Annotated in this window: 25 protein-coding genes; 19 read left to right on the top strand and 6 right to left on the bottom strand. The window is 45.3% G+C overall.

What is annotated here, in order from left to right; all coding sequences use genetic code 11:
• The first annotated feature begins 1 nt into the window (after window position 1).
• The 6 genes from FTD44_RS13590 to FTD44_RS13615 all read left to right on the top strand — a co-directional run bounded on the left by FTD44_RS13590 (window position 2) and on the right by FTD44_RS13615 (window position 7,226).
• Window positions 2-517: a response regulator gene (locus FTD44_RS13590; protein ID WP_129019678.1), complete on the top strand. Its 516-nt coding sequence runs from the start codon at window positions 2-4 to the stop codon at window positions 515-517.
• A 167-nt stretch (window positions 518-684) separates the two neighbouring features.
• Window positions 685-2,937: a T9SS type A sorting domain-containing protein gene (locus tag FTD44_RS13595; RefSeq protein ID WP_222166949.1), complete on the top strand. Its 2,253-nt coding sequence runs from the start codon at window positions 685-687 to the stop codon at window positions 2,935-2,937.
• A gap of 122 nt (window positions 2,938-3,059) precedes the next feature.
• Window positions 3,060-3,545, top strand: a complete 486-nt coding sequence (locus FTD44_RS13600; RefSeq protein ID WP_222166950.1) for a hypothetical protein — start codon at window positions 3,060-3,062, stop codon at window positions 3,543-3,545.
• A gap of 27 nt (window positions 3,546-3,572) precedes the next feature.
• On the top strand, window positions 3,573-4,295 hold the full coding sequence (locus tag FTD44_RS13605; protein ID WP_222166951.1) for a hypothetical protein: 723 nt from the start codon (window positions 3,573-3,575) through the stop codon (window positions 4,293-4,295).
• A gap of 153 nt (window positions 4,296-4,448) precedes the next feature.
• Entirely contained in the window at window positions 4,449-6,260 is a 1,812-nt protein-coding gene (dnaX, locus tag FTD44_RS13610) for a DNA polymerase III subunit gamma/tau (RefSeq protein WP_222166952.1), read from the top strand.
• 12 nt (window positions 6,261-6,272) lie between these two features.
• Window positions 6,273-7,226: a hypothetical protein gene (locus FTD44_RS13615; protein WP_222166953.1), complete on the top strand. Its 954-nt coding sequence runs from the start codon at window positions 6,273-6,275 to the stop codon at window positions 7,224-7,226.
• On the opposite strand, the gene FTD44_RS13620 is transcribed toward FTD44_RS13615, so the two are convergent.
• Both FTD44_RS13620 and FTD44_RS13625 read right to left on the bottom strand, forming a co-directional pair.
• The gene (locus FTD44_RS13620; RefSeq protein WP_222166954.1) at window positions 7,227-8,150 is read right to left on the bottom strand and encodes a bifunctional riboflavin kinase/FAD synthetase; all 924 of its coding nucleotides are present in this window, start codon (window positions 8,148-8,150) and stop codon (window positions 7,227-7,229) included.
• 21 nt (window positions 8,151-8,171) lie between these two features.
• On the bottom strand, window positions 8,172-10,103 hold the full coding sequence (locus FTD44_RS13625; RefSeq protein WP_222166955.1) for a KUP/HAK/KT family potassium transporter: 1,932 nt from the start codon (window positions 10,101-10,103) through the stop codon (window positions 8,172-8,174).
• A 206-nt stretch (window positions 10,104-10,309) separates the two neighbouring features.
• Here FTD44_RS13625 and FTD44_RS13630 point away from each other — a divergent pair, with 206 nt between their 5' ends.
• The 6 genes from FTD44_RS13630 (at window position 10,310) to FTD44_RS13655 (ending at window position 14,749) form a co-directional block, all read left to right on the top strand.
• A complete protein-coding gene (locus tag FTD44_RS13630) occupies window positions 10,310-11,632 on the top strand; it encodes a (Fe-S)-binding protein (protein WP_222166956.1) in 1,323 nt (440 codons plus the stop codon).
• Window positions 11,633-11,656: 24 nt separating this feature from the next.
• On the top strand, window positions 11,657-12,118 hold the full coding sequence (locus FTD44_RS13635) for a DinB family protein (protein WP_222166957.1): 462 nt from the start codon (window positions 11,657-11,659) through the stop codon (window positions 12,116-12,118).
• A 41-nt stretch (window positions 12,119-12,159) separates the two neighbouring features.
• Window positions 12,160-12,936 carry a (Fe-S)-binding protein gene (locus FTD44_RS13640; protein ID WP_222166958.1) on the top strand — a complete coding sequence of 259 codons (777 nt, stop codon included), beginning with the start codon at window positions 12,160-12,162 and terminating at the stop codon, window positions 12,934-12,936.
• 54 nt (window positions 12,937-12,990) lie between these two features.
• The gene (locus tag FTD44_RS13645; protein ID WP_222166959.1) at window positions 12,991-13,227 is read left to right on the top strand and encodes a hypothetical protein; all 237 of its coding nucleotides are present in this window, start codon (window positions 12,991-12,993) and stop codon (window positions 13,225-13,227) included.
• 52 nt (window positions 13,228-13,279) lie between these two features.
• The gene (locus tag FTD44_RS13650) at window positions 13,280-13,531 is read left to right on the top strand and encodes a hypothetical protein (protein ID WP_222166960.1); all 252 of its coding nucleotides are present in this window, start codon (window positions 13,280-13,282) and stop codon (window positions 13,529-13,531) included.
• A 132-nt stretch (window positions 13,532-13,663) separates the two neighbouring features.
• Window positions 13,664-14,749, top strand: a complete 1,086-nt coding sequence (locus FTD44_RS13655; RefSeq protein WP_222166961.1) for a PhoH family protein — start codon at window positions 13,664-13,666, stop codon at window positions 14,747-14,749.
• A gap of 55 nt (window positions 14,750-14,804) precedes the next feature.
• Here FTD44_RS13655 and FTD44_RS13660 read toward each other — a convergent pair whose 3' ends face one another.
• Entirely contained in the window at window positions 14,805-15,017 is a 213-nt protein-coding gene (locus tag FTD44_RS13660) for a hypothetical protein (protein ID WP_222166962.1), read from the bottom strand.
• 160 nt (window positions 15,018-15,177) lie between these two features.
• Here FTD44_RS13660 and FTD44_RS13665 point away from each other — a divergent pair, with 160 nt between their 5' ends.
• Window positions 15,178-15,981: an SDR family oxidoreductase gene (locus FTD44_RS13665; RefSeq protein WP_222166963.1), complete on the top strand. Its 804-nt coding sequence runs from the start codon at window positions 15,178-15,180 to the stop codon at window positions 15,979-15,981.
• A gap of 10 nt (window positions 15,982-15,991) precedes the next feature.
• Here the strand turns inward: FTD44_RS13665 and FTD44_RS13670 are convergent, their stop codons facing one another.
• Both FTD44_RS13670 and FTD44_RS13675 read right to left on the bottom strand, forming a co-directional pair.
• A complete protein-coding gene (locus FTD44_RS13670; RefSeq protein WP_222166964.1) occupies window positions 15,992-16,858 on the bottom strand; it encodes a hypothetical protein in 867 nt (288 codons plus the stop codon).
• On the bottom strand, window positions 16,851-17,405 hold the full coding sequence (locus FTD44_RS13675; RefSeq protein ID WP_222166965.1) for a hypothetical protein: 555 nt from the start codon (window positions 17,403-17,405) through the stop codon (window positions 16,851-16,853). The genes FTD44_RS13670 and FTD44_RS13675 overlap by 8 nt, the downstream gene beginning before the upstream one ends.
• Before the next feature lie 157 nt (window positions 17,406-17,562).
• Between FTD44_RS13675 and typA the strand changes: the two genes are divergently transcribed.
• Together typA and FTD44_RS13685 are read left to right on the top strand one after the other, a co-directional pair.
• On the top strand, window positions 17,563-19,368 hold the full coding sequence (typA, locus tag FTD44_RS13680) for a translational GTPase TypA (protein ID WP_222166966.1): 1,806 nt from the start codon (window positions 17,563-17,565) through the stop codon (window positions 19,366-19,368).
• A gap of 139 nt (window positions 19,369-19,507) precedes the next feature.
• Entirely contained in the window at window positions 19,508-20,545 is a 1,038-nt protein-coding gene (locus FTD44_RS13685; protein WP_222166967.1) for an acyltransferase family protein, read from the top strand.
• 107 nt (window positions 20,546-20,652) lie between these two features.
• Here the strand turns inward: FTD44_RS13685 and FTD44_RS13690 are convergent, their stop codons facing one another.
• The gene (locus FTD44_RS13690; RefSeq protein WP_222166968.1) at window positions 20,653-22,341 is read right to left on the bottom strand and encodes an acyl--CoA ligase; all 1,689 of its coding nucleotides are present in this window, start codon (window positions 22,339-22,341) and stop codon (window positions 20,653-20,655) included.
• A gap of 179 nt (window positions 22,342-22,520) precedes the next feature.
• On the opposite strand from FTD44_RS13690, the gene feoB reads away from it, so the two are divergent.
• The 4 genes from feoB (at window position 22,521) to rpsF (ending at window position 26,144) form a co-directional block, all read left to right on the top strand.
• The gene (gene feoB, locus FTD44_RS13695) at window positions 22,521-24,629 is read left to right on the top strand and encodes a ferrous iron transport protein B (protein ID WP_222166969.1); all 2,109 of its coding nucleotides are present in this window, start codon (window positions 22,521-22,523) and stop codon (window positions 24,627-24,629) included.
• 6 nt (window positions 24,630-24,635) lie between these two features.
• A complete protein-coding gene (locus FTD44_RS13700) occupies window positions 24,636-25,016 on the top strand; it encodes a hypothetical protein (protein ID WP_222166970.1) in 381 nt (126 codons plus the stop codon).
• 12 nt (window positions 25,017-25,028) lie between these two features.
• Window positions 25,029-25,670 carry a SprT-like domain-containing protein gene (locus FTD44_RS13705; protein ID WP_222166971.1) on the top strand — a complete coding sequence of 214 codons (642 nt, stop codon included), beginning with the start codon at window positions 25,029-25,031 and terminating at the stop codon, window positions 25,668-25,670.
• A 132-nt stretch (window positions 25,671-25,802) separates the two neighbouring features.
• Entirely contained in the window at window positions 25,803-26,144 is a 342-nt protein-coding gene (gene rpsF, locus FTD44_RS13710; protein WP_237559440.1) for a 30S ribosomal protein S6, read from the top strand.
• The last annotated feature ends 51 nt before the right edge of the window (window positions 26,145-26,195 follow it).

A 26,195-nucleotide genomic window follows, 5' to 3' on the forward strand; every position in this document is an offset into this window, starting at 1 on the left:
TATGGCACTTTCAGACAAACGTTACGTATTCTTGGTAGACGACGAGCCTATCCAAAACGAAATGTTGAAAGACTTTTTAACAGAACGATACACTTACGAGATCAAAGTATTCGATAACGGAGAAGAGGCTATGGCGCAAATGCACCTGAACCCCGAGATCGTTGTACTGGACTACCATCTGAACGCTCATTTGCAAAATGCAAAGAACGGGGTAGACGTACTTAAAGAAATCAAGGACAAAAACCCGGAGACACAGGTGATCATCCTGTCCGGACAGGATAAAATTGATGTGGCTGTAGATACGATGAAGTACGGAGCCTTCGATTACATTGTAAAAGGAGAGAGTGCTTTCCCGCGCATTGAAAATGTAATTAACAATGCCAGCGAAATACATAAGCTGAAAATTGTAAATGAAGGATACAAACGTACCATCACCCTGCTGACCATCGTGATCGGACTGATCGTTTTAGGAGCCGTATTCTTCATGTTCCTGAAGCCTATCCTGGACGCGCAATAAACGCACCGCCGGAATTAATTTATAACAAAAAAGAAGCCTTATCTGCAGCCCGCAGATAAGGCTTCTTTTTTGTTATAAACATACTTTACAATTTATTAATTATATGGACATTCTAAGGTGATATAACTCTTCTAGTTTTGCAAATATATATTAAAATTATAATTTGTATGAAGAGGATTTACAGTTTAGTTTTACTGGCTTTGGCCGGTAATGCAGGTTTTGCACAAGTGAGTATGACTGCCACAAACAGCTATACGCAAGCCTTTAACACACTTCCGGCCAGTTCTAACGGTACCTGGGCGGACAACAGTACGATCTCCAGCTGGTATGCGCAACGTACCGGTAATGGTACAAGTATCATGGTTTCTGACGGAGGATTAAATTCTGGCGGGCTTTACAGTTACGGTACAACCAGTAACAGTGACCGTGCCCTGGGTTCTCTGGGTTCCGGCAATGCCGCAGCAGGAGACTTTGCTTATGGTGTATTGCTGCGCAATAATTCAACGCAGACCATTACCAATATAACGGTTGCCTATACAGGAGAGCAATGGAGAAACGCAGCCAGTGCCGGTGCGCAAACCGTATCTTTTTATTACAAAACAGCTAGCGGTGTGATCAATGATCTGCAGCCGACCACTACCAGCGGTTGGACAGCGGTTTCGGCACTGAATTTTACCAGTCCACAGACAAATGGTCCGAGTGCCAATAACACTGCCAATGCAATTAATGGTAATACGGCTGCTAACAGAACGGTCATTTCTGCCACAGCCTTAACCGGCTTAAGCCTGGCCCCGGGACAGTATATTATGCTGAAATGGGATGATCCGGATCACTCCGGTAATGATCACGGATTGTCTATTGATGATGTAACCATCAACTGGACAGTACCGGCAGCAACCAATCCGATCGGAACAGCTCCGTTCAGATCTAAAGCGAGCGGTGATTACAATACTGCAGCTACCTGGCAATATCTTTCTGTAACAACTCCGCCTACCTGGTCCGATGCAACACAGAAACCGGGTTCCGGCAATGTAGTGACCATCCAGTCTGCACATACGGTTACTATGACTGCTGATGAAAGTGCCGATACACTGAAGGTTGATGGTGTACTGGTAGCAGCAGATCATGTACTGGCTACCACTAAACCAGTTATCCTGAACGGTTCTGTAAAAAGCACCAATGAATACGGTCTTTCCGGCAGTACTATAAGCACCTTCCGTATGTCAGATGTAACCATCAACAATGCCTCTACGATCGAGTATAATGCTACCGTTACCCAGTTTATTTCCGATATGACCTATAACAACCTGGTTATTTCCGGTGGTGAAAAACAACTGCCAGGTAATGTAACCGTTAATGGTACAGTAAGCCTGGGTGGTATCCTGCATACTACTGCTACAGAATTATTACAACTGGGCAATGACGCGCAAATTACCGGTGGTAGTGCAACTGCATATATCGATGGTCCGGTGGCTAAGAGCAGCAATACCGTTACAACATTTACCCTGCCGGTAGGTAAGGCCGGTGTATACCGCCCGGTGATCATTAAGCCGGTTTCTACTGCAGCGACAACCTATACTGCCGAATACTTTAATGCCGGTTATGGCAATACTACCGTAAGCGGACGTTTAGACGCGGTGACCAACAGCGAGTACTGGAATATCAACCGCAGCGGTACAGCCGATGCTAATGTGACCCTGACCTGGGGTAGCAGTTCTAATGTAATCAATCCGGCAGATGTACGTCTGGCGCACTTCAACAGCACTGCTAATGCCTGGGAGCCTTTAGGCGAAACAGTTACAGGTACGGCCAGCGATGGTACGGTAACGGCATTCGGTGTAGCAGCCTTCAGTCCGTTCACGATCGGAAGCAGCTCTGTTCCACTGCCGGTGCAGCTTACTGCTTTTGAAGGATATGCTCAGCAGGGGAATAACATCCTGAACTGGTCTACAGCAATGGAGCAAAATAACCGTGGCTTTGACATTATGCACGCAACAGATGGTAAAAACTTCAGCAAAATCGGTTTTGTATCTTCTCTGGCTACAGAGGGCAACAGCCATGCAGCGCTGGCATACCAGTTTATCCATAAGCATGCAGGTGCGGCAAAGCATTATTACAAACTGGTACAGACAGACTTTGACGGCAGCAGCAAAACTTCCGGAATTGTACTGATCAACAATACCAGCGCAACTCAGATTTCGGTATATCCTAATCCTTCAGGGCAGGATAATATTACCATTAACCTTGGAACGGATGCCATGGCTACGATCATTGTTACTGACCTTAGCGGTAAGGAACTGATCAGAAGCAAGGCTACCGACAAGGTGTATAACCTGGATGTAAGTGCCCTGACTGCGGGTAATTATATCATCCGTATAGAGGCAGGAACAGTACAAACTGTTAAATTTGTTAAATTATAATTAATTGATAGTGTAATCAATACACCCCAGCTTAAGATTTAAGCTGGGGTGTATTTTTTTAATGCTTTGCTCTTATCTTCGTGAAATATAACCAATCAATAACTAAACTCAAACAAGAAATCATGAAGAAACGCTTAATCCCTATTGCCCTGACCTTATCCCTTGCTATCTTTGGTTGTGTACAGAAATCCGAAGCCCGTGCGCGTATACCTTTCGGAGAGCGTGAGGCGCTGACTAAAGTCGCTGACCTGCCCGACACGGACGAATACCTGATCAAAGAAGGTTCTAAAATGATGAACACTAAAAGCCAGTACCTCGACCTTGCAACTTTTCACAAAGAATTTAATATAGCCTGGTTATTGCCATTATGGGTAACCCAGGAGCCTAAACTGGTAGGATATAACGAGGCTGATCAGAGCTTTTACGAATTATCTGACCAGGAACTGCAGACCATACTTGACGAAAATAAACTGGATAAAAATAAACTGAATAAACTGGGATTTTACACACGTTATGGCGGAAAGCTTGTTGCAGTACTCATTATTCTATTCATTATCTGGGGACTGATACCATCTAAAAAAACTCCGGTTACCCCGCAATCAGCTTAATTTCTTATCTTTAATTAAAGGACGCATATGTACAATACTATTTTATATGTTGTGGTCATTATGGCTGTCATTTACGGAGCCTTTTTCTACATCACTTATCAGCGCCGCAGAAAGCTGCTGAATGTAATGGAACACCTGGATATGGATGAAGAGGCAAGGCAGGCACCGTCCTATAAAGACCGCCTGTTAGAAACAGAGTATGCTTTTGTGAAAAAGCAACTGGGCGATCAGCCTGCAGATGCATTTACCTATGCCAATACACAGTATACGGGCAAAGACCAGGCCAAAGATATTGCCAAAGATACCCTGAAAGGGCTGGCTACACTGGGCACGGTAAAATTCAGAACAGTACAAACACCCAAATACCTTGTATTAAGCGGGGGAGCGCTGCACCTGATGGATACCGATACCGATGGCGACATTACCAAGCACATCGTTTTTGAACCGTTCCGCCTGCAACAGGCCCGCATAGAGGAGAAACCCTTGAGCGGAATGGCCAAGGCACAGGCCAAATTCGGTAAGTTCGACCTGAAACTGTATAAATTATATTTACCTACAGAAGACGGTGAGGTAATTATGGACATTTACAACATGCTCCTGTTCAATTTTGCCACTAGTGGCGGTAATGCACTGACCATGAGTCCGCATAAACAGGTAGAGAACATTGTAGTGGCCAATCATTTCTTATATGTACTGGGGCAGAAATACCCCCATCTGCGTGTACCGACGGCCATACCATTTAAAGCGTAAAACAAAGATCATACAGGAAGAGGGCTGCAATTGCAGCCCTCTTTTTTAATAGGGGAAACCCTATTTTGTAAATTGCTCAAAATGACAGAAATTGCAGGGATAATAAGGAACATTTTCGTTTCTCCTGTTGATATTTTGATCTGTTGTAATTAGATGTCTGCACAATACTTAGTTTCTGCACGTAAATACCGCCCCCAAACCTTTGAAACGGTAGTAGGGCAATCGCATATCACGACCACATTGAAAAATGCGATCAAAACCGAGCATCTGGCACATGCTTACCTCTTCTGCGGTCCCCGCGGAGTAGGGAAGACGACCTGTGCCCGTATCCTGGCCAAGACGATCAACTGTGAGCGTCCCACTGCAGAAACAGAAGCCTGTGGCACCTGTGATACCTGTCTGACATTTAATGAAAACAGCTCTTTCAACGTATTTGAACTCGATGCGGCCTCTAACAACTCTGTAGATGATATCCGTGCCCTTACCGAGCAGGTGCGCTTTGCCCCGCAGGTAGGAAAGTACAAAGTGTATATCATAGATGAGGTACACATGCTCAGTACAGCGGCCTTCAATGCCTTCCTGAAGACACTGGAGGAACCGCCTTCTTATGCCATATTTATCCTGGCTACAACGGAGAAGCACAAGATCCTGCCTACGATCCTGTCCCGTTGCCAGATATTTGACTTTAAGCGTATCCAGACCAATGATATTGTAGCTCACCTGAATGGTATCTGTATCAAAGAAAACCTGGTGGCAGAAGAGGCAGGGCTGCACATCATTGCTCAGAAGAGTGAGGGCTGTATGCGCGATGCACTGTCCATAATGGACCGTATCTCCAGCTTCAGTAACGGACACCTGACCTATGATCAGACTGTAGAGCACCTGAACCTGCTCGATGCCAGTTTCTATTTCAAACAATTGGATGCAGTTATGAGTACCGATATTGCCAGTGTATTACTGCAGCTGGAATCGGTGTACCAGCGTGGGTTTGAAGGGGATGCTATCATTAATGGCTTTGCCGAGCACCTGCGCGACCTCTTACTGTGTAAGGATCCTAAGATGACTATGCTGCTGGATATTCCCGAAGCACATAAACGCATGTTCTTCGAAAAAGCACAGATGATCGCCACAGAATATATTGTGTCGGCACTGAATATCCTTAATGAAGCAGAAATCAATTATAAGACTACGCTGAACAAGAGATTGCATCTCGAAGTCACCTTTATTAAACTCTGTTATCTGAATAATGTGCTGGATACATCTTCTATTGCAGAAGATGCAAAAAAAAAATATAGCCAGCCTGTAAATAATCCGGCACCGGCCGCTGCGGTAGCAACATCAGCTCTGGCAGCACCAGTGCAACAGGAGGCCTACCAGGCACCTGCTCCGGTATATGCACCGCCTCCATCGGTAGCGCCGCCACCAGTACAGGCACAGGCTCCGGTAAGTGCTCCTCCACAGGCCTCTGGCCCTTCGGCTGCGCCACCGGCAGGACCTTCCGGCCCTCCTAAGCCTAAATTCGGTAAGAACTTCCTGCAACAGATACAAGAGCAGGCCTCACAGGCCGTTGTTCCACAGGAAACAATAGCCCTGACACTGGATATTGCGAAGGATTTGTATGCCCGCTATATTGATCGCCTGAAGCATGATTCAGAGAAAGTATTGCAGGCCACAAACCTGGCCAGTGCCTCGGTGCGCATCAATGAACCGGATGAGATCATACTGGTCTGCAACAGTAATATCGGGCTGATCTATGCTTCTGGTAATACAGATGCCATCCGTGATTTCTGCAAGCAGGAAACCAATAATAAAGACCTGAGGGTAATTGCTATCCTTGATCCTACAGCAGTAAGCCAGGCACCTAAAGTACAATCCATCTCCAAATCAGATCAGTTTGATCTGATGGTCAGACAAAATCCACTTTTAAAACAACTGAAAGACCAGCTGCGCCTGGATATAGGATAATTCATAAACACAATGAGGAAAATAGTAGTAATGCTTTGTCTTCTGAGCCTGGCCAATATGGCTATGGCACAGAAAACGATTAAGGGAAAGGTGTATGAGCCGGACGAAGAAAACTCTCTAGGAGATAATAAGGAATTTGTAGAGGCTCGCTATTACGATGTAGTACTAAGAAAGCATAGATTCAGTGAAGAAGGTTTAAGAATTGCCGGTAGCGATACAGCAGCTTTTGAATTTACCCTGACTAAAGAACAGCTACGAAAATATAAGTTCATAGAGTTTGGGTCTTTTTGGGGCGCTACGTACCGTGTATTGAAAATAAAGGAAATAGGCCCGGATTCGATAGATGTTATCCTACGGAGGCTTAATTATGAGGATGATGGAGAAGTACATGTGTACAAACCCGCCATCTACCTCTATCCCGAACAGGAAACAGCTGTTTCCATAAAGCATACTTTCAAGGGTACGGTGCTCAATACCTTCCCCGAATACAAAGACGGCTGGAATGTAGTCGCTAGCCCGGATGGCAAGCTTAAAAACAAGGCTGACGGGCGCAGTTATAATTACCTGTTCTGGGATGGTTCAGCCCATTTCGGTAAACAACACTTTGCGTACAAAGACGGTTTTTACGTATCGCGCAAAGAGATTATTCCTTTCCTGCAGCAGCGCCTGGCACAGATGGGTCTGAACGAAACAGAGATCAATGATTTTATCGTGTATTGGTTACCAGCACTAAACAAAAATGAAACCAATTTCATCCACTTCTGGGTGAATGACGATATAGATCATTCCTCAAAGCTGGAGGTGGAACCCAAGCCAGAAACGGTAATCCGTGTGTTTATGGAATACAAAGCCTACGATGGCAAAACGCCAAAGCTTCCGGAGCAGCAATTGCCGCAAACGGTAAGAAAGGGTTTTGTATTAGTAGAATGGGGTGGTGGAGCCATCGGCACCTCAAAAGTAGAATAATCAGGAAAGTATAGCACGTATCTCCAGTTCATCCTGTGCAATGCGTGCTTTCAGCTCTTCCAGGCCGGAGAATTTTTCCTCCCCGCGCACATAAGCAATAAACTCCACATATAACTTCTCTCCGTAAATATCTTCATTGAAGTCCAGGATATTTACTTCCAGCGTCACAATGTTGTCGTCTGTTACTGTAGGGCGCTTGCCTATGCTCATCATACCTTTATACACACGGTCCTTGTGTTGTACCTTTACGGCATAGATACCGATACCCGGCACCAGTATATCACCATAAGTCGGTTGCAGGTTAGCTGTAGGGTAGCCGATGGTACGGCCTATTTTATTGCCATGCACCACTACCGCTTCGAAACCATAAGTGCGCCCCAGCATCTCCGTAGCAGTTGCAATGTTGCCCTGCATGATCGCTTTACGGATCTTGGTAGAACTTACATCTGCTTCGTGGATCAGGTGTTCTGCAATCTCAATGACCTGTACAGAAGCCGGCAGCATTTCCTTTAAAGTATGGATATTACCTGAGCGGTTATGCCCGAAATGATGGTCATAGCCAATTATTATGGTATGTGGTTTGAATGTATTGTATAAGAAATCGATTACATAATCCTCTGCACTCAACATCGAAAAATCGCGGGAGAACGGAATGACGATAATATGATCAATACCCTCGGCAGTAATACGGGCTATTTTTTCTTCCAGGGAAGATAACAGGCCCAGCGGCTGGTCGGGTTGTATAATTTTGCGCGGGTGCGGTTCAAAAGTAAGCAGGATGCTTTCTCCCGCTACACTCTTCGCCCTGTCCACCACATGCTTGATGATCTTCTGATGCCCCTCATGTACCCCGTCGAAAGAGCCGATCGTCAGTACAGGATTACGGAATGCAGGAAGATCATGGGTCGCAAAAAATACACTCACTTTAGTCGCTTTTATTCAGGATTAATCGATTCGTTTTAAATTGATCGTAGTACTTGGAGATACCACCAGGGGGAACTTCTCTATCGTTACATCAGAAGGGTCCAGTCCGAAGCCTTTCTCTTCAGATAAGCTGATATTTTTCAGGATGAAATATCCGCGCATCACCATTTTCTCAAATAAAGACAGTTCATTATCTCTTGACAGGAATTTCTCCAGTACAATGAAGCGGAAATCACCGCGTACATTATGGCTGCTCAGAGACTCATATCGGCTCACGATATTCACCTCTTTATTGGCCACTAGGTCTTCAACTACCTTACGGAACATCAGTTGTACCTTTTGTTCTACACGGAAGCCCAGTCTGAATTCGATACGGATGATCTCATTCGGGATAATGGTATGTACAGAATACTCTGTAGTATAAGGCTCATCCAGTACATGCACGTGTACAAACCAATAGATGTCGGCACGCTTCGGCTTTTTGTACAGGATAGAGTAAATGATTTTATGTTCCAGCTCCTTATGGTCATCTGCACTGGTCAGGTATACCAGGTGGGTAGCATATTTTGGAATAGAACGGTCATTGGACAGATCCTGTATAATCGGCACATAATCTTCCAGGCGTACAAATTCCACATAACGGTTCTTGATCTTGCGGGCACGATACCATACATACATAATGGCAAACAGCACTACCGCAATCACCAGGGTCACCTTACCGCCATGCTCAAACTTATCCAGGTTGGCGATCAGGAAAGATATCTCAATAGTCAGGTATACCAACAGGTATAACACGATCAGCATTTTAGAAATGCGTCGGGTATACAGATAGAAGGCAAACAGGGTAGAGGTCATGATCATCGTCAGGGTAATGGATAAACCATAAGCACCTTCCATATGCTCTGAACTGCCGAAATAGAATACGATCATACAACAACCGGCAAACAGGAACCAGTTGATCGCCGGAATATATAACTGCCCGCGTTCTGTAGTCGGGTAATTGATCTTCAGCTTAGGCCATAAGTTCATTTTAATAGCCTCACTTACCAGGGAGAAAGCTCCGGAAATCAGTGCCTGAGAGGCAATAATCGCCGCAAAAGTAGCCACTACGATACCGATAGTACGGTACTGCTCCGGAATAATCTGGAAGAAAGGATTCACCTCTCTCGGCATTACCTTACCATTATAATGATGCAGGATCCAGGCACCCTGACCGATGTAGTTCAGGATCAGGCAGACCTTAACAAAGATCCAGGACATGCGTATATTGGCACGGCCACAGTGACCCAGGTCGGAGTAGAGCGCTTCAGCCCCCGTAGTACAGAGGAATACCGCACCTAATATCCAGAAACCTTTAGGCTCTGTGATCAGTAATTGAATACCGTAATAAGGATTGATTGCTTTGAAAATAGCGGCATCATCACCGATGTGGATCAGGCCAATGCCTGCCATCATCAGGAACCACAGCAACATAACCGGACCGAACAGTTTACCGATCGATTTGGTACCGAACTGCTGCATGAAGAATACTACAGCCAGGATTGCGATTACGATAGAAATAGTGGTACTCCGCGATTGCTTCAGTCCCTCGATAGCCGAGGTGATGGTAATGGGGGGCGTGATCAGACCATCGGCCAGTAATGCCGCACCACCGATCATACCAATGATTACAATCCATTTGGAATGCCGCCTTACCAGTGCATAAAGGGAGAAAATGCCACCTTCACCATTGTTGTCTGCCCGCAAAGTGAGCCATACATATTTAATAGTGGTCTGAAGGGTCAGGGTCCAGATGATCAGGGATACACCACCCACAACGAGCAGTTCATCAATCACGCGGTCTCTGACAATGGCACTCATAGTGTAGAGCGGAGAGGTACCGATATCTCCGTAGACAATTCCTAATGCGATAATAATACCGGCTAAGGATAACTTTTTAGACTGTGCACTCACGGCTTAAAAAAGATTTTAGACGACAAAGGTATACGGAAATTCCAAACTACAAAATTATTGTTCTATGTAAAATCTTTTACAGAAACATGACAAAGGCTTTTGTAGTTGCAAAAACTGATGTATTTTCGCAGGGTGTGTCCTGTAACGCGGTTACCGACCGGAAATCAGTACCTTGCACGCTGTAAATAATATATTCAATACCACGTATGCTACATATTATACAACAAGTCCTTTTTATTCTCGTTCTGGGTTTTGCATCGTTTGTTTTCTATAAAAAGATCATGTCCATCCGCCGGAATATCAACCTCGGTAAAGAGGAAGTTTTCGGAGGCGACGCTGGCCTGCGCTGGAAAAATGTCTTGCTGCTGGCCTTCGGACAGAAAAAAATGTTTAAACGCATGACACCGGCTATCCTGCACTTCTTTGTATATGCAGGGTTCATCATTATCAATGCAGAAATGCTGGAGATTGTGCTGGATGGTATATTAGGTACCCACCGTTTATTCTCCCCGTTCCTGGGTGTTGTATATCCTGTACTCTTAGGTATGTTCGAGATACTGGCACTGACGGTACTGGTATCCTGTGTGATCTTCCTGATCAGAAGAAACGTACTGAAGCTGAAACGCCTGACTACAGGCGAACTGAGCGGAGGATGGCCTAAAACAGATGCAAACCTGATCCTGGTTACAGAGATCGTACTCATGTCTTTACTGCTGATCATGAATGCCTGTGACTATAACCTGCAGCAGCTGCATGCAGAACATTATGCACAAACCGGACCATTCCTGATCTCTCAATACATTGCACCATTATTCTCCGGACTGAGCGAAAGCAGCCTGCTGGCTGTTGAGCGTGGTGCCTGGTGGATCCACATTATCGGTATCCTGGCCTTCCTGAACTATCTTCCTTATTCTAAGCACTTACATATTGTACTGGCCTTCCCTAATGCCTATTATGTATCACTGGAGCCGGTTGGCGAAATGAACAATATGAAAGATATCCAGAACGAAGTGTTATATGCTATGGAACCGGATAAAGCACCTACAGAAGTACCTGCAGATGCAGCGATGCCTAAGTTCGGTGCCAAAGACGTGATGGACCTGAGCTGGAAAAGCCTGCTGGATGCCTATGCCTGTACAGAATGTGGTCGTTGTACCGCCAGCTGTCCGGCTAATATTACCGGTAAAAAACTGTCTCCGCGCAAGATCATGATGGATACCCGCGATCGCCTGGAGGAAGTAGGTAAGAACATTGATGCCAATAAAGAATTTGTAGACGATAACAAATCGCTGCTGCATGATTATATTACTACTGAAGAATTAAGAGCCTGTACCAGCTGTAATGCCTGTGTAGAAGCCTGTCCGGTAAGTATTAATCCGTTGAACATTATCCTGGAGCTGCGCCGTAACCTGTATATGGAAGAAAGTAATGTGCCGCAGGAATGGATGCAGATGTCAAACAATATTGAAAATAACATGGCTCCGTGGAAAATGAGTCCTAGCGATCGTGATGCCTGGGCACATAGCTAATCCACAGCCTCAATACAACATATTATGATGAATGATCAGTTTGCCTTTGCCCTCACCGCCCGCAGAAAATTTGCACAATGGGTAGAGGAGTTAAGTACAGATCAGCTGAATACCATACCGGAGCACTTTAAAAACAATATAGCCTGGCACCTGGGACATATTGTAGTCAGTACGGAAATACTGTGTTATTACAAAACAGGTGTAGATCCTGAAAGGGTAATCGAGGGAGTGGAAAAATACCGTCATGGTACCAGGCCGGAAGCCTATATCCCTGCCGAAGAAATTACACGCCTGAAAGACCGCCTGGTGGTATCGCTGGAAGAGATCAGTGCAGATTATGCTGCCGGTCGTTTTGCCACAATAACGCCGTTCCAGACGATGACTTTCGGTTTTGATATGGATAATATAGATACAGTACTGCAGTGCTGTACACACCATGACCTCCTGCACCTGGGGCAAGCCGGTGCCATGAGTAAACTGGTATAGAATATAAAAAGAAATAATTTTACATAAAATTACGCTAGAGCATGACGGTAAAAACAATGGCCGAATATATGGCTGAAGGAACGGAACCAGAAGTATTGTTTTGGGTTGGATGTGCAGGAAGTTTCGATCAGCGCGCGCAAAGAATTACCAAAGCCTTTGTACAGATTCTGAATAAAGTAGGTATACAGTTCGCAATCCTGGGTCAGGAAGAAGGGTGTACGGGAGATCCTGCCCGCAGATCCGGTAACGAATTCCTGTTCCAGATGATGGCTTATAATAATATACAGGTGTTGAATGGCTACGGTATCAAAAAGATCGTAACTGCCTGCCCGCACTGTTTTAATACGCTTAAAAATGAGTACCCTGCACTGGGTGGCGAGTATGAAGTGATTCACCACGCGACCTTCCTGCAGCAGCTCATCAATGATGGCCGCATTGTTATGAAAGAGGGTGGTACCTTTAAAGGTAAAAAAATCACCTACCATGACAGCTGTTACCTTGGGCGTGCCAATAATATCTATGAAGCACCGAGAGCCGTACTGGAAGCGATGGATGTAGAACTGGTAGAGATGAAGCGTTGCCGTACCAATGGCCTTTGCTGTGGTGCCGGTGGAGCACAGATGTTTAAGGAAGAAGAACAGGGAACAACCCGTGTGAATTTTGAACGTACAAAAGAGGCGGTAGCAACCGGTGCATCGATCATCGCAGCAAACTGTCCTTTCTGTACTACCATGCTGATGGATGGGGTGAAAAACCAGGAAAAAGAGGACAGTGTACAGGTACTGGACATTGCCGAAATGATTGCACAAAGCATTTAACCAAATACAGGCCTTAGGGCTCTATATTCATTCACCCTAAAAACAAAATTCAACATGAAAAAAGTAATTTTTACAGCTCTGGGTGCAGTAGCAATCTGCACTACAATTGGTCTGGTATCCTGCTCTAAAAGCTATGAATGTGAATGTTCATATGACGATGGAAGCGGTACTAAACAAACCAACAACTCTACTCTGGCAGGATATACCCGTGTAGATGCCAAAGCTTCCTGCGATGCAATCGAGATCGGTCTGAAGTCCAGCTTCTCCGATGTTTCCTGCTCGCTGAAATAGTGTTTACCGCAAACTTGTAAATTGGGAATTCATTTTTCCGTAACTTTAGGCCATGAAAAAGAAAGTATTGTATGTAACGGCGGTGGCATCAATTCTCCTGCTGCAGTCTTGTAAAAGAGATTATACCTGCTCTTGCGTGAGTTTAAATAACGGTGAGTATAGTACAAAAGATACGGCCATTGAGAATGCTACAAAAGCAGATGCCATATTTAATTGCAATCTGATCGAAGGTCAGAAGCAGAAAGACTATATTGAAAATGACAGTAAAGACACCGTTAAATACTGCAATCTCAATAAAAGTTAAGTTTTAAAAATACTAAAAAGCATATAAATTTAGAAGGGCATTCTCTACGAGAATGCCCTTCTAAATTTATTATTTCCTTAATGGTATAGTTCGAAAAAAAGCGTATTTTTAGTACAACTAAACATCACGATTTTGACAGAACAAATCATCAACTTAGAATCCGTAAATCCCATTGAGTTTTTTGGTGTTAATAACAACAAATTTGACCTGATAAAGAAGCGATTTCCCTTACTGAAAATATTATCCCGAGGTTCACAACTCAAAGTCGTAGGCCATCCCGATGAAGTTGCTTTAGCAAAAGACAAAATTGGATTAATTGTACAGTACCTGGAGAAAAACGGACATCTTTCCGAAGATTATTTCTCTACCATATTAGGCGACGCCGACGGAGGCGTAGACGATAATGCCGTCAGCAGTATTCTTGATATCGATTCTGATAACAACATCATTGTTTTTGGTAACAATGGTAAGGTCATTAAGGCAAAAACGAAGAATCAGAAATTACTCGTAGCTACTGCAGAGAAAAACGACATCATCTTCGCGGTAGGGCCCGCCGGTACCGGTAAAACGTACACCGCCGTAGCGCTGGCTGTAAGAGCGCTGAAAAACAAATCAGTGAAGAAAATAGTATTGACCCGCCCGGCTGTAGAAGCGGGCGAGAGCCTGGGTTTCCTGCCCGGAGATCTGAAGGAAAAAATTGATCCGTACCTGCGTCCTTTATACGATGCCCTGGACGATATGATCCCGCCGGATAAGCTCAGCTATTATATGGCCAATCGCATTATAGAAATTGCGCCCCTGGCCTATATGCGTGGTCGTACGCTTGATAACTGTTATATCATCCTCGATGAGGCGCAGAATACAACCGATCTGCAACTGAAGATGTTCCTGACGCGTATAGGACCAGCAGCGAAAGCCCTCATTACCGGGGATATGTCGCAGGTCGATCTGCCTAAAAACCAGAAATCAGGCCTGGCCCGTGCCCATCGCATCCTGAAAAATATAGATGGTATCAGCTTTATCGAACTGACAGGAGATGATGTAGTGCGCCACCGACTGGTAAAACAGATCATCAGAGCATATGATCATGAAACTGAAAGAGAAGATAAACTGAAAGAAAAGTACAAAGAAGAACGACGTGCCCAGTATGCCACACCGCCGGCAGAACCGCAAACCGGAGTAGAGCCGGAGCATACAGAGCCGAGACAAGCATCTTAATGCAAATAATTGCAATCATAATAAAAAAGTGCACCACTTATGGTGCACTTTTTTATTATGTGTTCTTTATAGAGGCTACCTGTTGCTTCCGGACACTTCTTTTGCCGAGATAAACGAAGATAATGGAGAAGACCAGCGCAGCTATTCCTGTCTTCATCAGTGATTTGATTGAGGTTACATCTGAATCCTGCCAGAGAAATTTTTTAACTAAAGTACTCACAATACTATAGACCAGGGTCATAAGTATAATTCTGAAAACGGTTTTCATGTAATGGATTATGGGTTAGGAGATTTGTCCGTCAGGACCTCGTAAAGATAATAATAAGTGAGGTGAATAAAATGCACAAAAGTCATACAGTACTGTTTCTCTTAAAATTACTGTGTGCATACACACAAATCAATTAATTTTGGGCGCACAAACATAATCAATGAACCTGAATCATAAAGTAGTAGCCATTACCGGGGCCTCTTCCGGGATCGGAAAAGCACTGGCTATGGATGCCCTGAGCAGAGGAGCGCAGGTGGCCGTTTGCGCCAGAAGCCTGGAAAAATTACAACAAGCTTATCCGCAGCACGAAAATATCTTATTCGTACAGGCCGATGTGTCTAAAGAAGAAGATTGTTTTGCCTTTATAGATGCTGTTATGGCTAAATGGGGCAGGGTAGATGTACTCATCAACAATGCAGGCAATAGTATGCGTGCTTTGTTTGAGGAACTGGATATAAAAGTACTGCGCGAGCTGATGGATGTAAACTTCTGGGGAACGGTATGTACGACCAAAGCGGCTTTGCCGAGCATTATTAAAAACGGAGGTACTATTGTAGGTGTTTCTTCTATTGCCGGTTACAGAGGTTTGCCGGGCAGAACGGGTTATTCTTCCTCGAAGTTTGCGATGCAGGGCTTCCTGGAATCGCTGCGTACAGAACTGTTGTATAAAAATGTAAATGTAATGTGGGTAGCACCTGGCTTTACTTCTTCCAATATCCGCAATACCGCACTTTCGGCAGATGGTAAGGCACAAAAGGAAACGCCGCTCGATGAAAGCAAACTGATGAGCTCAGAAACCTGCGCCCGTATTATCCTTGATGGTATTGAGAAACGCAAGCGTACTATTGTGATGACCTCACAGGGCAAGCTTACGGTGCTGCTGAGCAAACTGTTGCCGGGCTTCCTTGATAAAATGGTGTTCAACCATTTTGCCAAAGAGCCGAATAGTCCGCTGAAGAAATAATAAAGAAATACTAGACAGATACAACCGGTTGCCCTTTGCGGAACCGGTTTTTCCATTTTACCCACTGACGGGCAGGCAAGAGCAGCATAATCATGATGTCCAATTGTTCTATAAAGAATACATTGGCAAATAATGACGTAGTGATAAAAATGATCAGGCCGGAAGCGATCAGCAGGCGGTCATATTTACGGGTGAAAAATCCGGCCAGGAATAAGCCCTCTGTCAGGAACACCAGCTTCTGTCCTACATTGACCAGCTCGGGATGGCGGATCAGCCAGGTGTACAGCGCCGTCAGGTTGGTGCCGGGATTAAGAAATACATATTCGGCAATCTGTTCCTTCATCGTCATCATCCCGTAATCCCATTGCCACATGGCCCCGTTGATGAGCTTCAGGATGAAAGTAGAGCCATATACCCAGCAGGCATAATAGCGGGCGCCTTCCCATAATAAGCCGAAGGTGCTGTCCCGGCGGGCACAGAAGGGAAGTATACCGATCCATAACAGGAACAGGTAGTGCTGGTTAAAATCTACATATACATTGGTGGTTACAATCAGGAGCAGGAACAGCAGGGCAAACACCATAGCCAGCCAGGATTTTCGCGGAAACAGGAAGAGCAGGATCACCGCTGCAAAAAGCGCAGAGGTGAAAAATACTGATATAGCATAATGCTGGGTGAGCAATTGGCCTATACCGCTGATATTGTACAGGAGATGGGTAATATTATAACTGGCACGGGTCAGCACAGGCTGCGCCAGTTGCATTGGCAGGGTATGCGAATAGGCCCTAAGCAGCAGGCAGAACAGACAATGGATCATAGCCAGACGGGTAATGATGACCCGGTTGGTGGCAAAAGGAGAAGTGCTGGTATTATTCATGGATCAGAACTTTACTGCTGTCGGTAATGAGATGTGCTTGCTCGTCAAACCGGGTCCAGTATTTAGTGACCTCTATTGCTGAGATCGCTTGCCCCAGGTTTTGCGACATATATCTTTTCAGCCAGGCAGGGTATTGCTGTACGGCATCCGGCGTATTGCCCATGCGTTCGGCATAGCGGGCCGGGAGGTGCAGTCTGCGGGACAGGGCAGCATAATTCTGGTTGGCCGGATCGGTATAATCATTACCCATTATCCGGTCATAATGGAGTATAGTATAGGTAAAGAATATTTTTTTATGATCATTATAGGTAGGCAGGTTAAAAGTTTGGCCATCGTACTTTAATACATAAAAAGTATAGTTCTGATGCTCCGCTGGATTAAGTTCGGTAGAGAACATACCCCAGGTATAGACCGGTGTCAGGTCGAAGAACATAAACGGTGTATATCTTGTCTGGATCAGTAATACAGAGCCTATGATAAAGGCAATAACAAACCGGTACAGTCTCCTGTTCTGTTGTTTGAGCCGGGCCAGATAAGTATTTTTCATACGGTTTGTATTCAGGTGAAAATGGATAAAAAAGACTGCTTTTTACATGGTATTGCGCAAATTTAATCTATTAATAATCCATATTTTAGCATTAATCACAAAAAATCTAAATATTAATGCTACCTTTGCAGCCTTAAAATAGAAAATTTTATCATAAATGAACATTCGTAACATTGCCATCATTGCACACGTTGACCACGGTAAAACTACTTTGGTGGACAAAATCATTCACGCAACGCAGGTATTCAGAGAGAACCAGGAGACTGGTGAATTATTAATGGATAATAATGACCTGGAGCGTGAACGCGGGATTACGATCTTAGCTAAAAATATTTCTGTTACATATAAAGGTGTAAAAATCAACGTTATCGATACTCCTGGTCACGCCGACTTTGGTGGTGAGGTAGAGCGCGTTCTGAAAATGGCTGATGGTGTACTGCTGCTGGTAGATGCCTTCGAAGGACCAATGCCGCAAACACGTTTCGTACTGCAAAAAGCATTAGGTCTGGGTCTGCGCCCGATCGTTGTAATCAATAAAGTAGATAAGCCTAACTGTCGTCCGGATGAAGTACACGATAAAGTATTTGATCTGTTCTTCCAACTGGATGCAAACGAGGAGCAATTAGACTTCCCGACCCTGTACGGTTCTTCTAAACAAGGTTGGTTCAATACTTCCCTGGAGCAAACAGACAACATTGATGCTGTACTGGATATCATCCTGGAAAAAGTACCTGCTCCTAAAGTAGTAGAAGGTAACCTGCAATTACAGATCACTTCCCTGGATTACTCTTCTTTCCTGGGTCGTATCGCTATCGGCCGTGTAAGCCGTGGTAGTATTAAAGAAGGTCAGAACATCCAATTATGCAAACTGGACGGTACTATGGTTCGTAACAAAGTTAAGGAACTGTACATATTCGAAGGTATGGGTAAGAAAAGAGTTGCTGAAGTAGCTGCCGGTGATATCTGTGCGGTTGTAGGTATTGAAGATTTCCAGATCGGTGAAACTATCGCTGATTTCGAAAATCCTGAAGCATTACCGGTAATCGCTATCGATGAGCCTACAATGAACATGCAATTCAGCATCAATAACTCTCCATTCTTCGGTAAAGAAGGTAAGTTCGTAACCAGCCGTAACCTGCGTGACCGTCTGATGAAAGAACTGGAGAAAAACCTGGCATTACGCGTAAAAGATACTGACGATGCAGATAAATTCCTGGTATATGGCCGTGGTATCCTCCACTTGTCTGTACTGATCGAAACAATGCGTCGTGAAGGTTATGAGCTGACTGTAGGTCAACCTCAGGTAATTACTAAAGAAATCGATGGTAAGAAAAACGAACCATATGAAACATTGGTAGTTGACGTTCCGGATGAATTCAGCAGTAAAGTAGTAAACCTGGTTACAATGCGTAAAGGTGAATTACTGATTATGGAAGCTAAGGGCGAAATGCAGCACTTAGAGTTCGATATCCCTTCCCGTGGTCTGATCGGTCTGCGTTCGCAGATGCTGACAGCAACTGCTGGTGAAGCGGTTATGGCACATAACTTCTCTGAATATAAACCATGGAAAGGTCCGATCCCTGGCCGTAACAACGGTGTACTGATCGCGAAACAAGGTGGTACAACTACCGGTTACTCTATCGATAAATTACAGGACAGAGGTTCATTCTTCGTAGATCCGGGTGAAGAAGTATACATGGGTCAGGTTATCGCTGAACACATTAAACCAGGTGACCTGGTAGTTAATGCTACAGAGGGTAAAAAACTGACGAACATGCGTGCGAGCGGTTCTGATGCAGCAACTAACATTGCTCCTAAGATTCAGATGTCTCTGGAAGAGTGTATGGAGTACATTCAGCAAGATGAGTGTATCGAGTGTACACCTAAGAGCATCCGTATCCGTAAGATCATCCTGGAAGAAACGGAGCGTAACAAAGTTGCAAAACAATTGAAATTATCTTAATCGATTTTTTCATACCGATATAAAAGAAAAAGCTGTGCTCATCGAGCACAGCTTTTTCTTTTATATGATCTCCTGTTTATGCTGACTTTTGCATTTTGAGCTGTAATACATTATTTTTGAACGGATCTATTCTTACACCGTGCAACAACAAACCGTTCATCGCAATAATTTCGATTTCCTCCGGCTGCTCTTATCCTCCTTTGTGATCATCTCACACAGCTATGCCTTACTGGGTATGGAAGACCAGGAGCCATTAAAAAGGCTTACCGGAATGGTGTTTTCCGGAATAGGTGTCAGCGGGTTCTTTGTACTGAGCGGAATGCTCATATACCAGAGTGTGGTGAATAGCCAGAGTGTCGGTATATTTATCCGAAAAAGGTTGTTGCGCATCTTTCCCGGGCTGGCTGCGGTAGTGCTGCTGAGTACCTTTGTACTGGGACTGCTGGTGACCGATCTGCCCCTTGGCGCATACCTTCGTGATACGGCAACTTATAAGTACCTGCTGAAAAATATATTCCTGATTCCATCCGATAATCTTCTGCCCGGAATGTTCCGTAATAATCCACGGCCCGAGATCAACGGATCGCTCTGGACCCTGCGATACGAAGTATTGTGTTATGTAGGTATGCTCCTGTTTTTTGTGATTCCGAAACGGCTGCATAAGGCAGGTGCCCTGCTCATTTACGGACTGGCATTGTCAGGTATGTTGTTACTGACGCTGAAGCCCGGTATCGTATCTGCAGGCCTGGCGTACCACCTCGATAATCTCTTTACCTTAACCACCTATTTTTACAGTGGTGTATTACTGGCCCTGTGGCCCCAGGTATGGAAACCATACGTTCGTACAATCTTCCCGATAGCATTGGTTGTACTTACTTTATTCATGTGGCTGCAACCTTCCTGGATGTCCTGGGCCTCCGTCTGGATATATCCCTTGCTGCTCATCAGTTTTGGTAGCCAGTATAGTCCGGCATTACAGGTGGGTAATAAGATTGGCGACATCAGCTATGGAACCTATATCTACGCTTATCCTATACAGCAACTGCTGATCGCTTCCGGAGTACGGGAAGTAGGCTGGTTATTGCTCTGGTCCTTATTGTGCAGCTGGCTTGCAGGCTGGTGCTCCTATCATTTTATAGAGAAACAATTTATATACAGAAAAAAGGCCCGGTTATAACCGAGCCTTTTTGATTTTATTTATTGGCGCAGGTTTGCAACCCGGGCATATTTCTCTTTCTGGGTTTGTGACTTATGCAGATATAATGAGCACAATCGTAATGCTTATTAGGTAGCACGATATTCCATATCCGGCACAATGGCTTTAGCCTTGCGTTCCGCTTCCAGGGCACGCAATTCTATACGGCGTATTTTTCCACTGATCGTTTTCGGCAGTTCGCGTACAAACTCCAGGACTCTCGGCATTTTGTACGGGGCTAATTGTTTGCGGCAGTAAGCAAACAACTCCTCGGCCAGAGCTGCAGAGGGTTCCTGACCTGCATTGAGGATGATAAATGCTTTTACCTCAAAACCCTTCACCGGGTGCGGGCTGCCGACCACAGCCGATTCCAGCACCGCAGTATGTTCCAGCAATACACTTTCAACCTCAAACGGCCCCACACGATAATCCGAAGATTTGATTACATCATCGTCCCTGCCCACAAACCAAAGATAGCCTTCCTCATCTTTGTACGCTTTGTCCCCGGTATAATACAAACCGTGTTTGAATACTGTGTTCATCTTTTCCGGTTCGTCCAGGTACTCGAGGAAGATGCCGTTAGGCGTATCTGTTCCGGTACGCACACAAATATTACCCTCTTCGCTGACCGGAAGTTCATTGCCCTCCTCATCAGCAATAATAATATCATACAGGAAAGTAGGCTTACCCATAGATCCGAACTTAACCTTTGCGCCCGGCATATTAGCAACCATACAGGTACTTTCCGTTTGTCCGTAGCCATCACGGATCAGTATGCCCGTGCCTTTTTTCCAGGCTTCGATCACTTCGGGGTTTAAAGGTTCGCCCGCGGCTACACAGCTCCTGAACTGAAATGTATAGGCTTCCAGATCTTCTGTAATGAGCATGCGTAATACCGTCGGCGGTGCACAAAATGTAGTGATTCCGTGTCGGGCGATCAGTTCCAGCTGCCTGCTGCTGTTAAACCGCTCCATGCTATGATAGGCAAATATGGTAGCCCCCACACTCCAGGGGGCGAAAAAGCTGCTCCAGGTAAATTTGGCCCAGCCCGGCTGTGAAATATTATAATGGATATCTCCTGCACGCAGGCCGATCCAGCTGGCTGTGGTCAGGTGACCTGCAGGGTAGCTGAACTGAGTATGGGCCACCACTTTAGGCATTCCGGTAGTGCCGGAGGTGAAAAACAGGAACAAAGGATCGTCGGCTTTGGTATCAGCCGCAACTGCCGTTTCCGGGTAGTCATCTATCTCATCTGTATTGATCCAGCCACTGCGAATGCCGTCGGCAATGATCTTTACCGGAATCTGTATGCCTAATTGAGCCTCTGCCTCTTCGATCTTGGCAGCATTCTCCTGGTCTGCGATAACAGCTTTGGGCATCAGCTTCTGAAAGCGGTATACAATATCCTGTGTACCCAGTATGGTCGCAGCGGGTATCATCCGGAAGCCCCCTTTAATCGTGCTCAGGATCGCCTGCCAGTTAATGGTCTGCAGCGAGAGCTGGGTCAGGATCACATCGCCTTGTTGCAACCCTTTATCCCGAAGCAGGTTCAGCAGCTGGTTACAGGCGATACCCATTTCTCGGAACGAGTATCGTTGCGTTTCAAGACCATTGGTCCAGAGCAGGGCAGTGGCATCGGGCTGATCTTTGATATTGATCTGTTCAAAGACTTCCTGTACCCAGTTAAAATGTTGTGGTTTTCGAATATTTATTGAAGCTAATGCGTCGGAATTTTCCTGCTCCGGAAGTTCCCGGAAGCGTCTGAACAACTGTTCCATAAGGCAATTAAAAGAAGGGATTATAACTATACAAGTTAATGAAATTATATGCAAAACCGTGATTTTCACAGATTTTTAGCAGGTTATCGATTGTCAGATCTTAATGACAAAGGCCTGCCAGGTCCCCTCGCTAGAAAATCTGGTCGTATATTTGCATCCAATTTTTAATGAGATAGGACATGAATATAGCGCTTGCAGGAAACCCCAATAGTGGTAAGACATCAATGTTTAATGTATTGACTGGATTGAACCAAAAGGTGGGCAATTTCCCTGGCGTAACGGTAGATAAGAAGATCGGCTATACGCAGTTACCGGATGGTAATAAAGCAAAGGTGATCGATCTGCCGGGTACCTACAGCCTTTATCCTAAAAGCGCTGATGAGTATGTGGCCTATGAAACCCTCATTAATCCTTCAGGAGAAGATGTTCCTGATGTTATTGTTGTAGTGGCCGATGCCACCAATCTCAAACGTAATTTACTGTTCTGTTCGCAGATCATGGACCTGAAAAAGCCTGTTATCCTGGCGCTGACCATGATGGATATAGCCGGGAAGAAAGGACTTTCTGTCGATGAAAACATTCTTTCCCGCATGCTGGGCATTCCGGTACTGAATGTCAATCCCAGAGAAGGTAAGGGTGTTCGCCCGCTGAAAGAAGCGATCGTACATGCAAAGAGCGGTGTAGGGGTACTGAAAGAACCCTTTATCGCCTTCCCCTCGCTGCAGCCGGGTTTCCTGGAGCAGATCCGTCAGATCACGCAGATCGATAATGATTATGCGGCATTACATATTGCCTGTGCATCGGAGCGGCTGAGCTTCCTGACCGGCACACAACTGGAGTCTATTGAGCAGGCCAAAAAAGAATATCAGTTCTCCAAAGCTAAAGTACAGGCAGCAGAGGTACTGGACCGCTATGCGACTATAGACCAGGTACTGCAATCTGCAACCCGTACCGATGGTCCGGAAAATAAAACGTCTGTCACTGCACGTTTAGATAAAATATTACTGCATAAAGTCTGGGGTAACCTGATCCTGATGCTGGTACTCATACTATTGTTCCAGAGCATCTTCTGGCTGGCCTCCTATCCTATGGACTGGATCGATTCCGGATTCGGATTGCTCACCGGCTGGCTCAGTGGTGTATTGCCCCAAGCCTGGTGGAGCGACCTGATCATCAACGGCCTTATTGCCGGTATTGGTGGGGTAGTGGTGTTCGTGCCTCAGATCGCCATTCTTTTCGGACTCATTACCATACTGGAAGACAGCGGTTATATGGCCCGTATCAGTTTCCTGACCGATCGCCTGATGCGTTCGGTAGGTATGAACGGCCGTGCGGCTATGCCCCTGATCAGCGGACTGGCCTGTGCGATTCCTGCTGTGATGGCCACCCGCATCATTGAAAATAAGAAGGAGCGCCTGATCGCGATCCTGATTACACCGCTGATGAGCTGTTCGGCCCGCCTGCCGGTATATACTATACTCATCAGCCTGGTGATCCCTAAAACCAATATATTGGGCTTCCTTTCTTTACAGGGACTGGTCATGATGGGCTTATATCTTTTAGGCTTTGTGATGGCCCTGGTAGTATCCAAGGTGTTAAGTATACTGCTGAAAACCAGCAACGGAAGTATGTTTCTGATGGAGCTGCCGCTGTATCGTGCACCGCGTTGGCGTAATGCTTTACAGACTATGGCAGAGAAAGCAATGATCTTTGTAAAAGATGCCGGTAAGGTGATTATGGTGATCTCCGTAGTGCTCTGGGCATTGGCCTCATATGGTCCTTCAAAACGAATGGCACCGGTAGAAGCCCGTTATGAAGCGTTCAGGACTGCACAGGGTGGGGAACTTACAGAGGATCAGAAGATAGAAGAGTCACATGAGAAACTGGAGCACTCTTATGCCGGTATCATGGGTAAAGCCATAGAGCCGGTAATCGAGCCCCTGGGTTATGACTGGAAGATCGGTATTGCGCTGATCACATCCTTTGCTGCACGTGAGGCCTATGTAGGTACTATTGCTACCTTATACAGTGTGGGTGATGCCGATGGAGAGGCGTCTACCTTAAAACAAAAAATGGCACAGGCCCGTCACCGCGACGGTAGTCCGGTATATACACTGGCTGCAGGCAGCTCGCTGCTGGTCTTCTATGTATTTGCCATGCAGTGTATGAGTACCCTCGCTATTGTGAAGCGGGAGACAAAAAGTTGGAAATGGCCCCTGATTCAGTTCGCATATATGTCCGGCTTGGCGTACATTTGCGCATTAATTGTTTACCAGGTTTTAAAATAAAGATTCATGAACAAATATTTATTGGCCATTATCGGGGTATTCCTGGCTTTATGCGGAATGGTATATGCCTTTGATGCCTCTCAACCGGGCAGTTACGACTTCAATGCCTTACTGATTGGTAATGGTGTATTGGCCATCCTTTCTGCCGTAACCTATTTTATGGTAACCGGTGCATTGAAGAATGATAATCCCAATGCCTTCATCCGCGCCAAAATGGGCAGCACGATGATGCGTTTTTTCCTTTGTGTGGTATTATTCATCGGTTACGCATATGTGCATGGTAAGGCTGGTATCAAGCCAACAGTATTCATGTTCCTGGGTATGTACGTGATTTATTCTATTCTCGAGTCTGCGGTATTATCACAGAAAGGGAAGAAAAAAGCCTAAGATAAAGTCCTGATGAGTGCAGAGAAGTTGAGTTTTGATGCGTTTGGCCGGTATCTGCCACAGGGCACTTTAGATAAGGTAAAGCCCTGGTTTCAGCAATATACCATAAAACTGATCATCACCCGTGAGCGCAAGACCGTACTGGGCAATTACCGTCAGCCGGTAAAAACAGCCCCTTTCCACCGGGTTACCGTTAATGGTAACCTTAATCCGTATTCATTCCTGATCACCTTATTGCATGAGCTGGCCCACCTGGAAGCCTTCGTGCGCTACCATAACCGCATAGCTCCGCATGGTAAAGAGTGGCAGGATATTTTCCGCAATATTTTATCCGGCTACCTGGGGCAGGGTATCTTTCCGGCAGCACTGGAGCAGGCGATCAAAGCATCGTTGCAGGGGCTCAAAGCCTCATCCTGTGCCGATCCTTCCTTATACAAAGCCCTTTCGCTATACGACGAGCCGGGCACCGATGGCCTGGTCTGGGTAGAACAATTGCCTGCCAATGCACAATTTGTAACCAAAGAGGGCAGGGTATACCAGCTGCTGCACAAACGTCGCACACGCTATCTCTGCCGTGATCTGCAGACCCAGAGAGATTATCTCTTTGCTGGAGTAGTGCAGGTCAAGCCGCTGGAGCGGGAAAGTAGCAATTAAAATTTGTCAATTTAGAAATAAATAAATACCTTTGCAGTCCGAAAAAATAAGGGCCACCTTTTAGACGTACTAAAAGATGTCCATTTGCAGCCCTTAGGCATAATCGGTTAATCTTATTAAAAAACATTTTTTATGGCAACATCAAACATTCAGAACTATGAGTTGATGATCATCTTCACTCCGATCTTATCCGAGGAAGATTTCAAAGCTGCTCAGAAAAAGTTCACTTCTATCATTTCAGAAAATGGTGGTGAAATGGTTCACGAAAACCCATGGGGTCTGCGTTCTTTAGCTTACCCTATCCAAAAGAAAACTACAGGTTTATACACAGTAGTTGAGTACACTGCACCAACAGACGTTAACGCTAAAATTGAAGTTCAATTGAACCGTGACGAGACTGTAATGCGTTACATGCTGACTCACCTGGATAAATTCGCTGTAGAGTATAACACTCGTAAACGTAACAAAGCTTAATCCGGGCCCGTTACATTATTCGTAAACTAATTTTCATTCAACCACAATTTT

Origin of the sequence: Edaphocola aurantiacus, assembly GCF_019797745.1 — a bacterium.
In the GTDB taxonomy this organism is placed as follows: Bacteria; Bacteroidota; Bacteroidia; order Chitinophagales; family Chitinophagaceae; genus Edaphocola; species Edaphocola aurantiacus.

Excerpts from the sequence above, each read along its gene's own strand:
- FTD44_RS13590 (WP_129019678.1), top strand. The coding sequence starts at position 2 with ATGGCACTTTCAGACAAACGTTACGTATTCTTGGTAGACGACGAGCCT.
- FTD44_RS13595 (WP_222166949.1), top strand. The coding sequence starts at position 685 with ATGAAGAGGATTTACAGTTTAGTTTTACTGGCTTTGGCCGGTAATGCA.
- FTD44_RS13600 (WP_222166950.1), top strand. The coding sequence starts at position 3,060 with ATGAAGAAACGCTTAATCCCTATTGCCCTGACCTTATCCCTTGCTATC.
- FTD44_RS13605 (WP_222166951.1), top strand. The coding sequence starts at position 3,573 with ATGTACAATACTATTTTATATGTTGTGGTCATTATGGCTGTCATTTAC.
- dnaX (WP_222166952.1), top strand. The coding sequence starts at position 4,449 with ATGTCTGCACAATACTTAGTTTCTGCACGTAAATACCGCCCCCAAACC.
- FTD44_RS13615 (WP_222166953.1), top strand. The coding sequence starts at position 6,273 with ATGAGGAAAATAGTAGTAATGCTTTGTCTTCTGAGCCTGGCCAATATG.
- FTD44_RS13630 (WP_222166956.1), top strand. The coding sequence starts at position 10,310 with ATGCTACATATTATACAACAAGTCCTTTTTATTCTCGTTCTGGGTTTT.
- FTD44_RS13635 (WP_222166957.1), top strand. The coding sequence starts at position 11,657 with ATGATGAATGATCAGTTTGCCTTTGCCCTCACCGCCCGCAGAAAATTT.
- FTD44_RS13640 (WP_222166958.1), top strand. The coding sequence starts at position 12,160 with ATGACGGTAAAAACAATGGCCGAATATATGGCTGAAGGAACGGAACCA.
- FTD44_RS13645 (WP_222166959.1), top strand. The coding sequence starts at position 12,991 with ATGAAAAAAGTAATTTTTACAGCTCTGGGTGCAGTAGCAATCTGCACT.
- FTD44_RS13650 (WP_222166960.1), top strand. The coding sequence starts at position 13,280 with ATGAAAAAGAAAGTATTGTATGTAACGGCGGTGGCATCAATTCTCCTG.
- FTD44_RS13660 (WP_222166962.1), bottom strand. The coding sequence starts at position 15,017 with ATGAAAACCGTTTTCAGAATTATACTTATGACCCTGGTCTATAGTATT.
- FTD44_RS13665 (WP_222166963.1), top strand. The coding sequence starts at position 15,178 with ATGAACCTGAATCATAAAGTAGTAGCCATTACCGGGGCCTCTTCCGGG.
- FTD44_RS13670 (WP_222166964.1), bottom strand. The coding sequence starts at position 16,858 with ATGAATAATACCAGCACTTCTCCTTTTGCCACCAACCGGGTCATCATT.
- FTD44_RS13675 (WP_222166965.1), bottom strand. The coding sequence starts at position 17,405 with ATGAAAAATACTTATCTGGCCCGGCTCAAACAACAGAACAGGAGACTG.
- typA (WP_222166966.1), top strand. The coding sequence starts at position 17,563 with ATGAACATTCGTAACATTGCCATCATTGCACACGTTGACCACGGTAAA.
- FTD44_RS13690 (WP_222166968.1), bottom strand. The coding sequence starts at position 22,341 with ATGGAACAGTTGTTCAGACGCTTCCGGGAACTTCCGGAGCAGGAAAAT.
- feoB (WP_222166969.1), top strand. The coding sequence starts at position 22,521 with ATGAATATAGCGCTTGCAGGAAACCCCAATAGTGGTAAGACATCAATG.
- FTD44_RS13700 (WP_222166970.1), top strand. The coding sequence starts at position 24,636 with ATGAACAAATATTTATTGGCCATTATCGGGGTATTCCTGGCTTTATGC.
- FTD44_RS13705 (WP_222166971.1), top strand. The coding sequence starts at position 25,029 with ATGAGTGCAGAGAAGTTGAGTTTTGATGCGTTTGGCCGGTATCTGCCA.
- rpsF (WP_237559440.1), top strand. The coding sequence starts at position 25,803 with ATGGCAACATCAAACATTCAGAACTATGAGTTGATGATCATCTTCACT.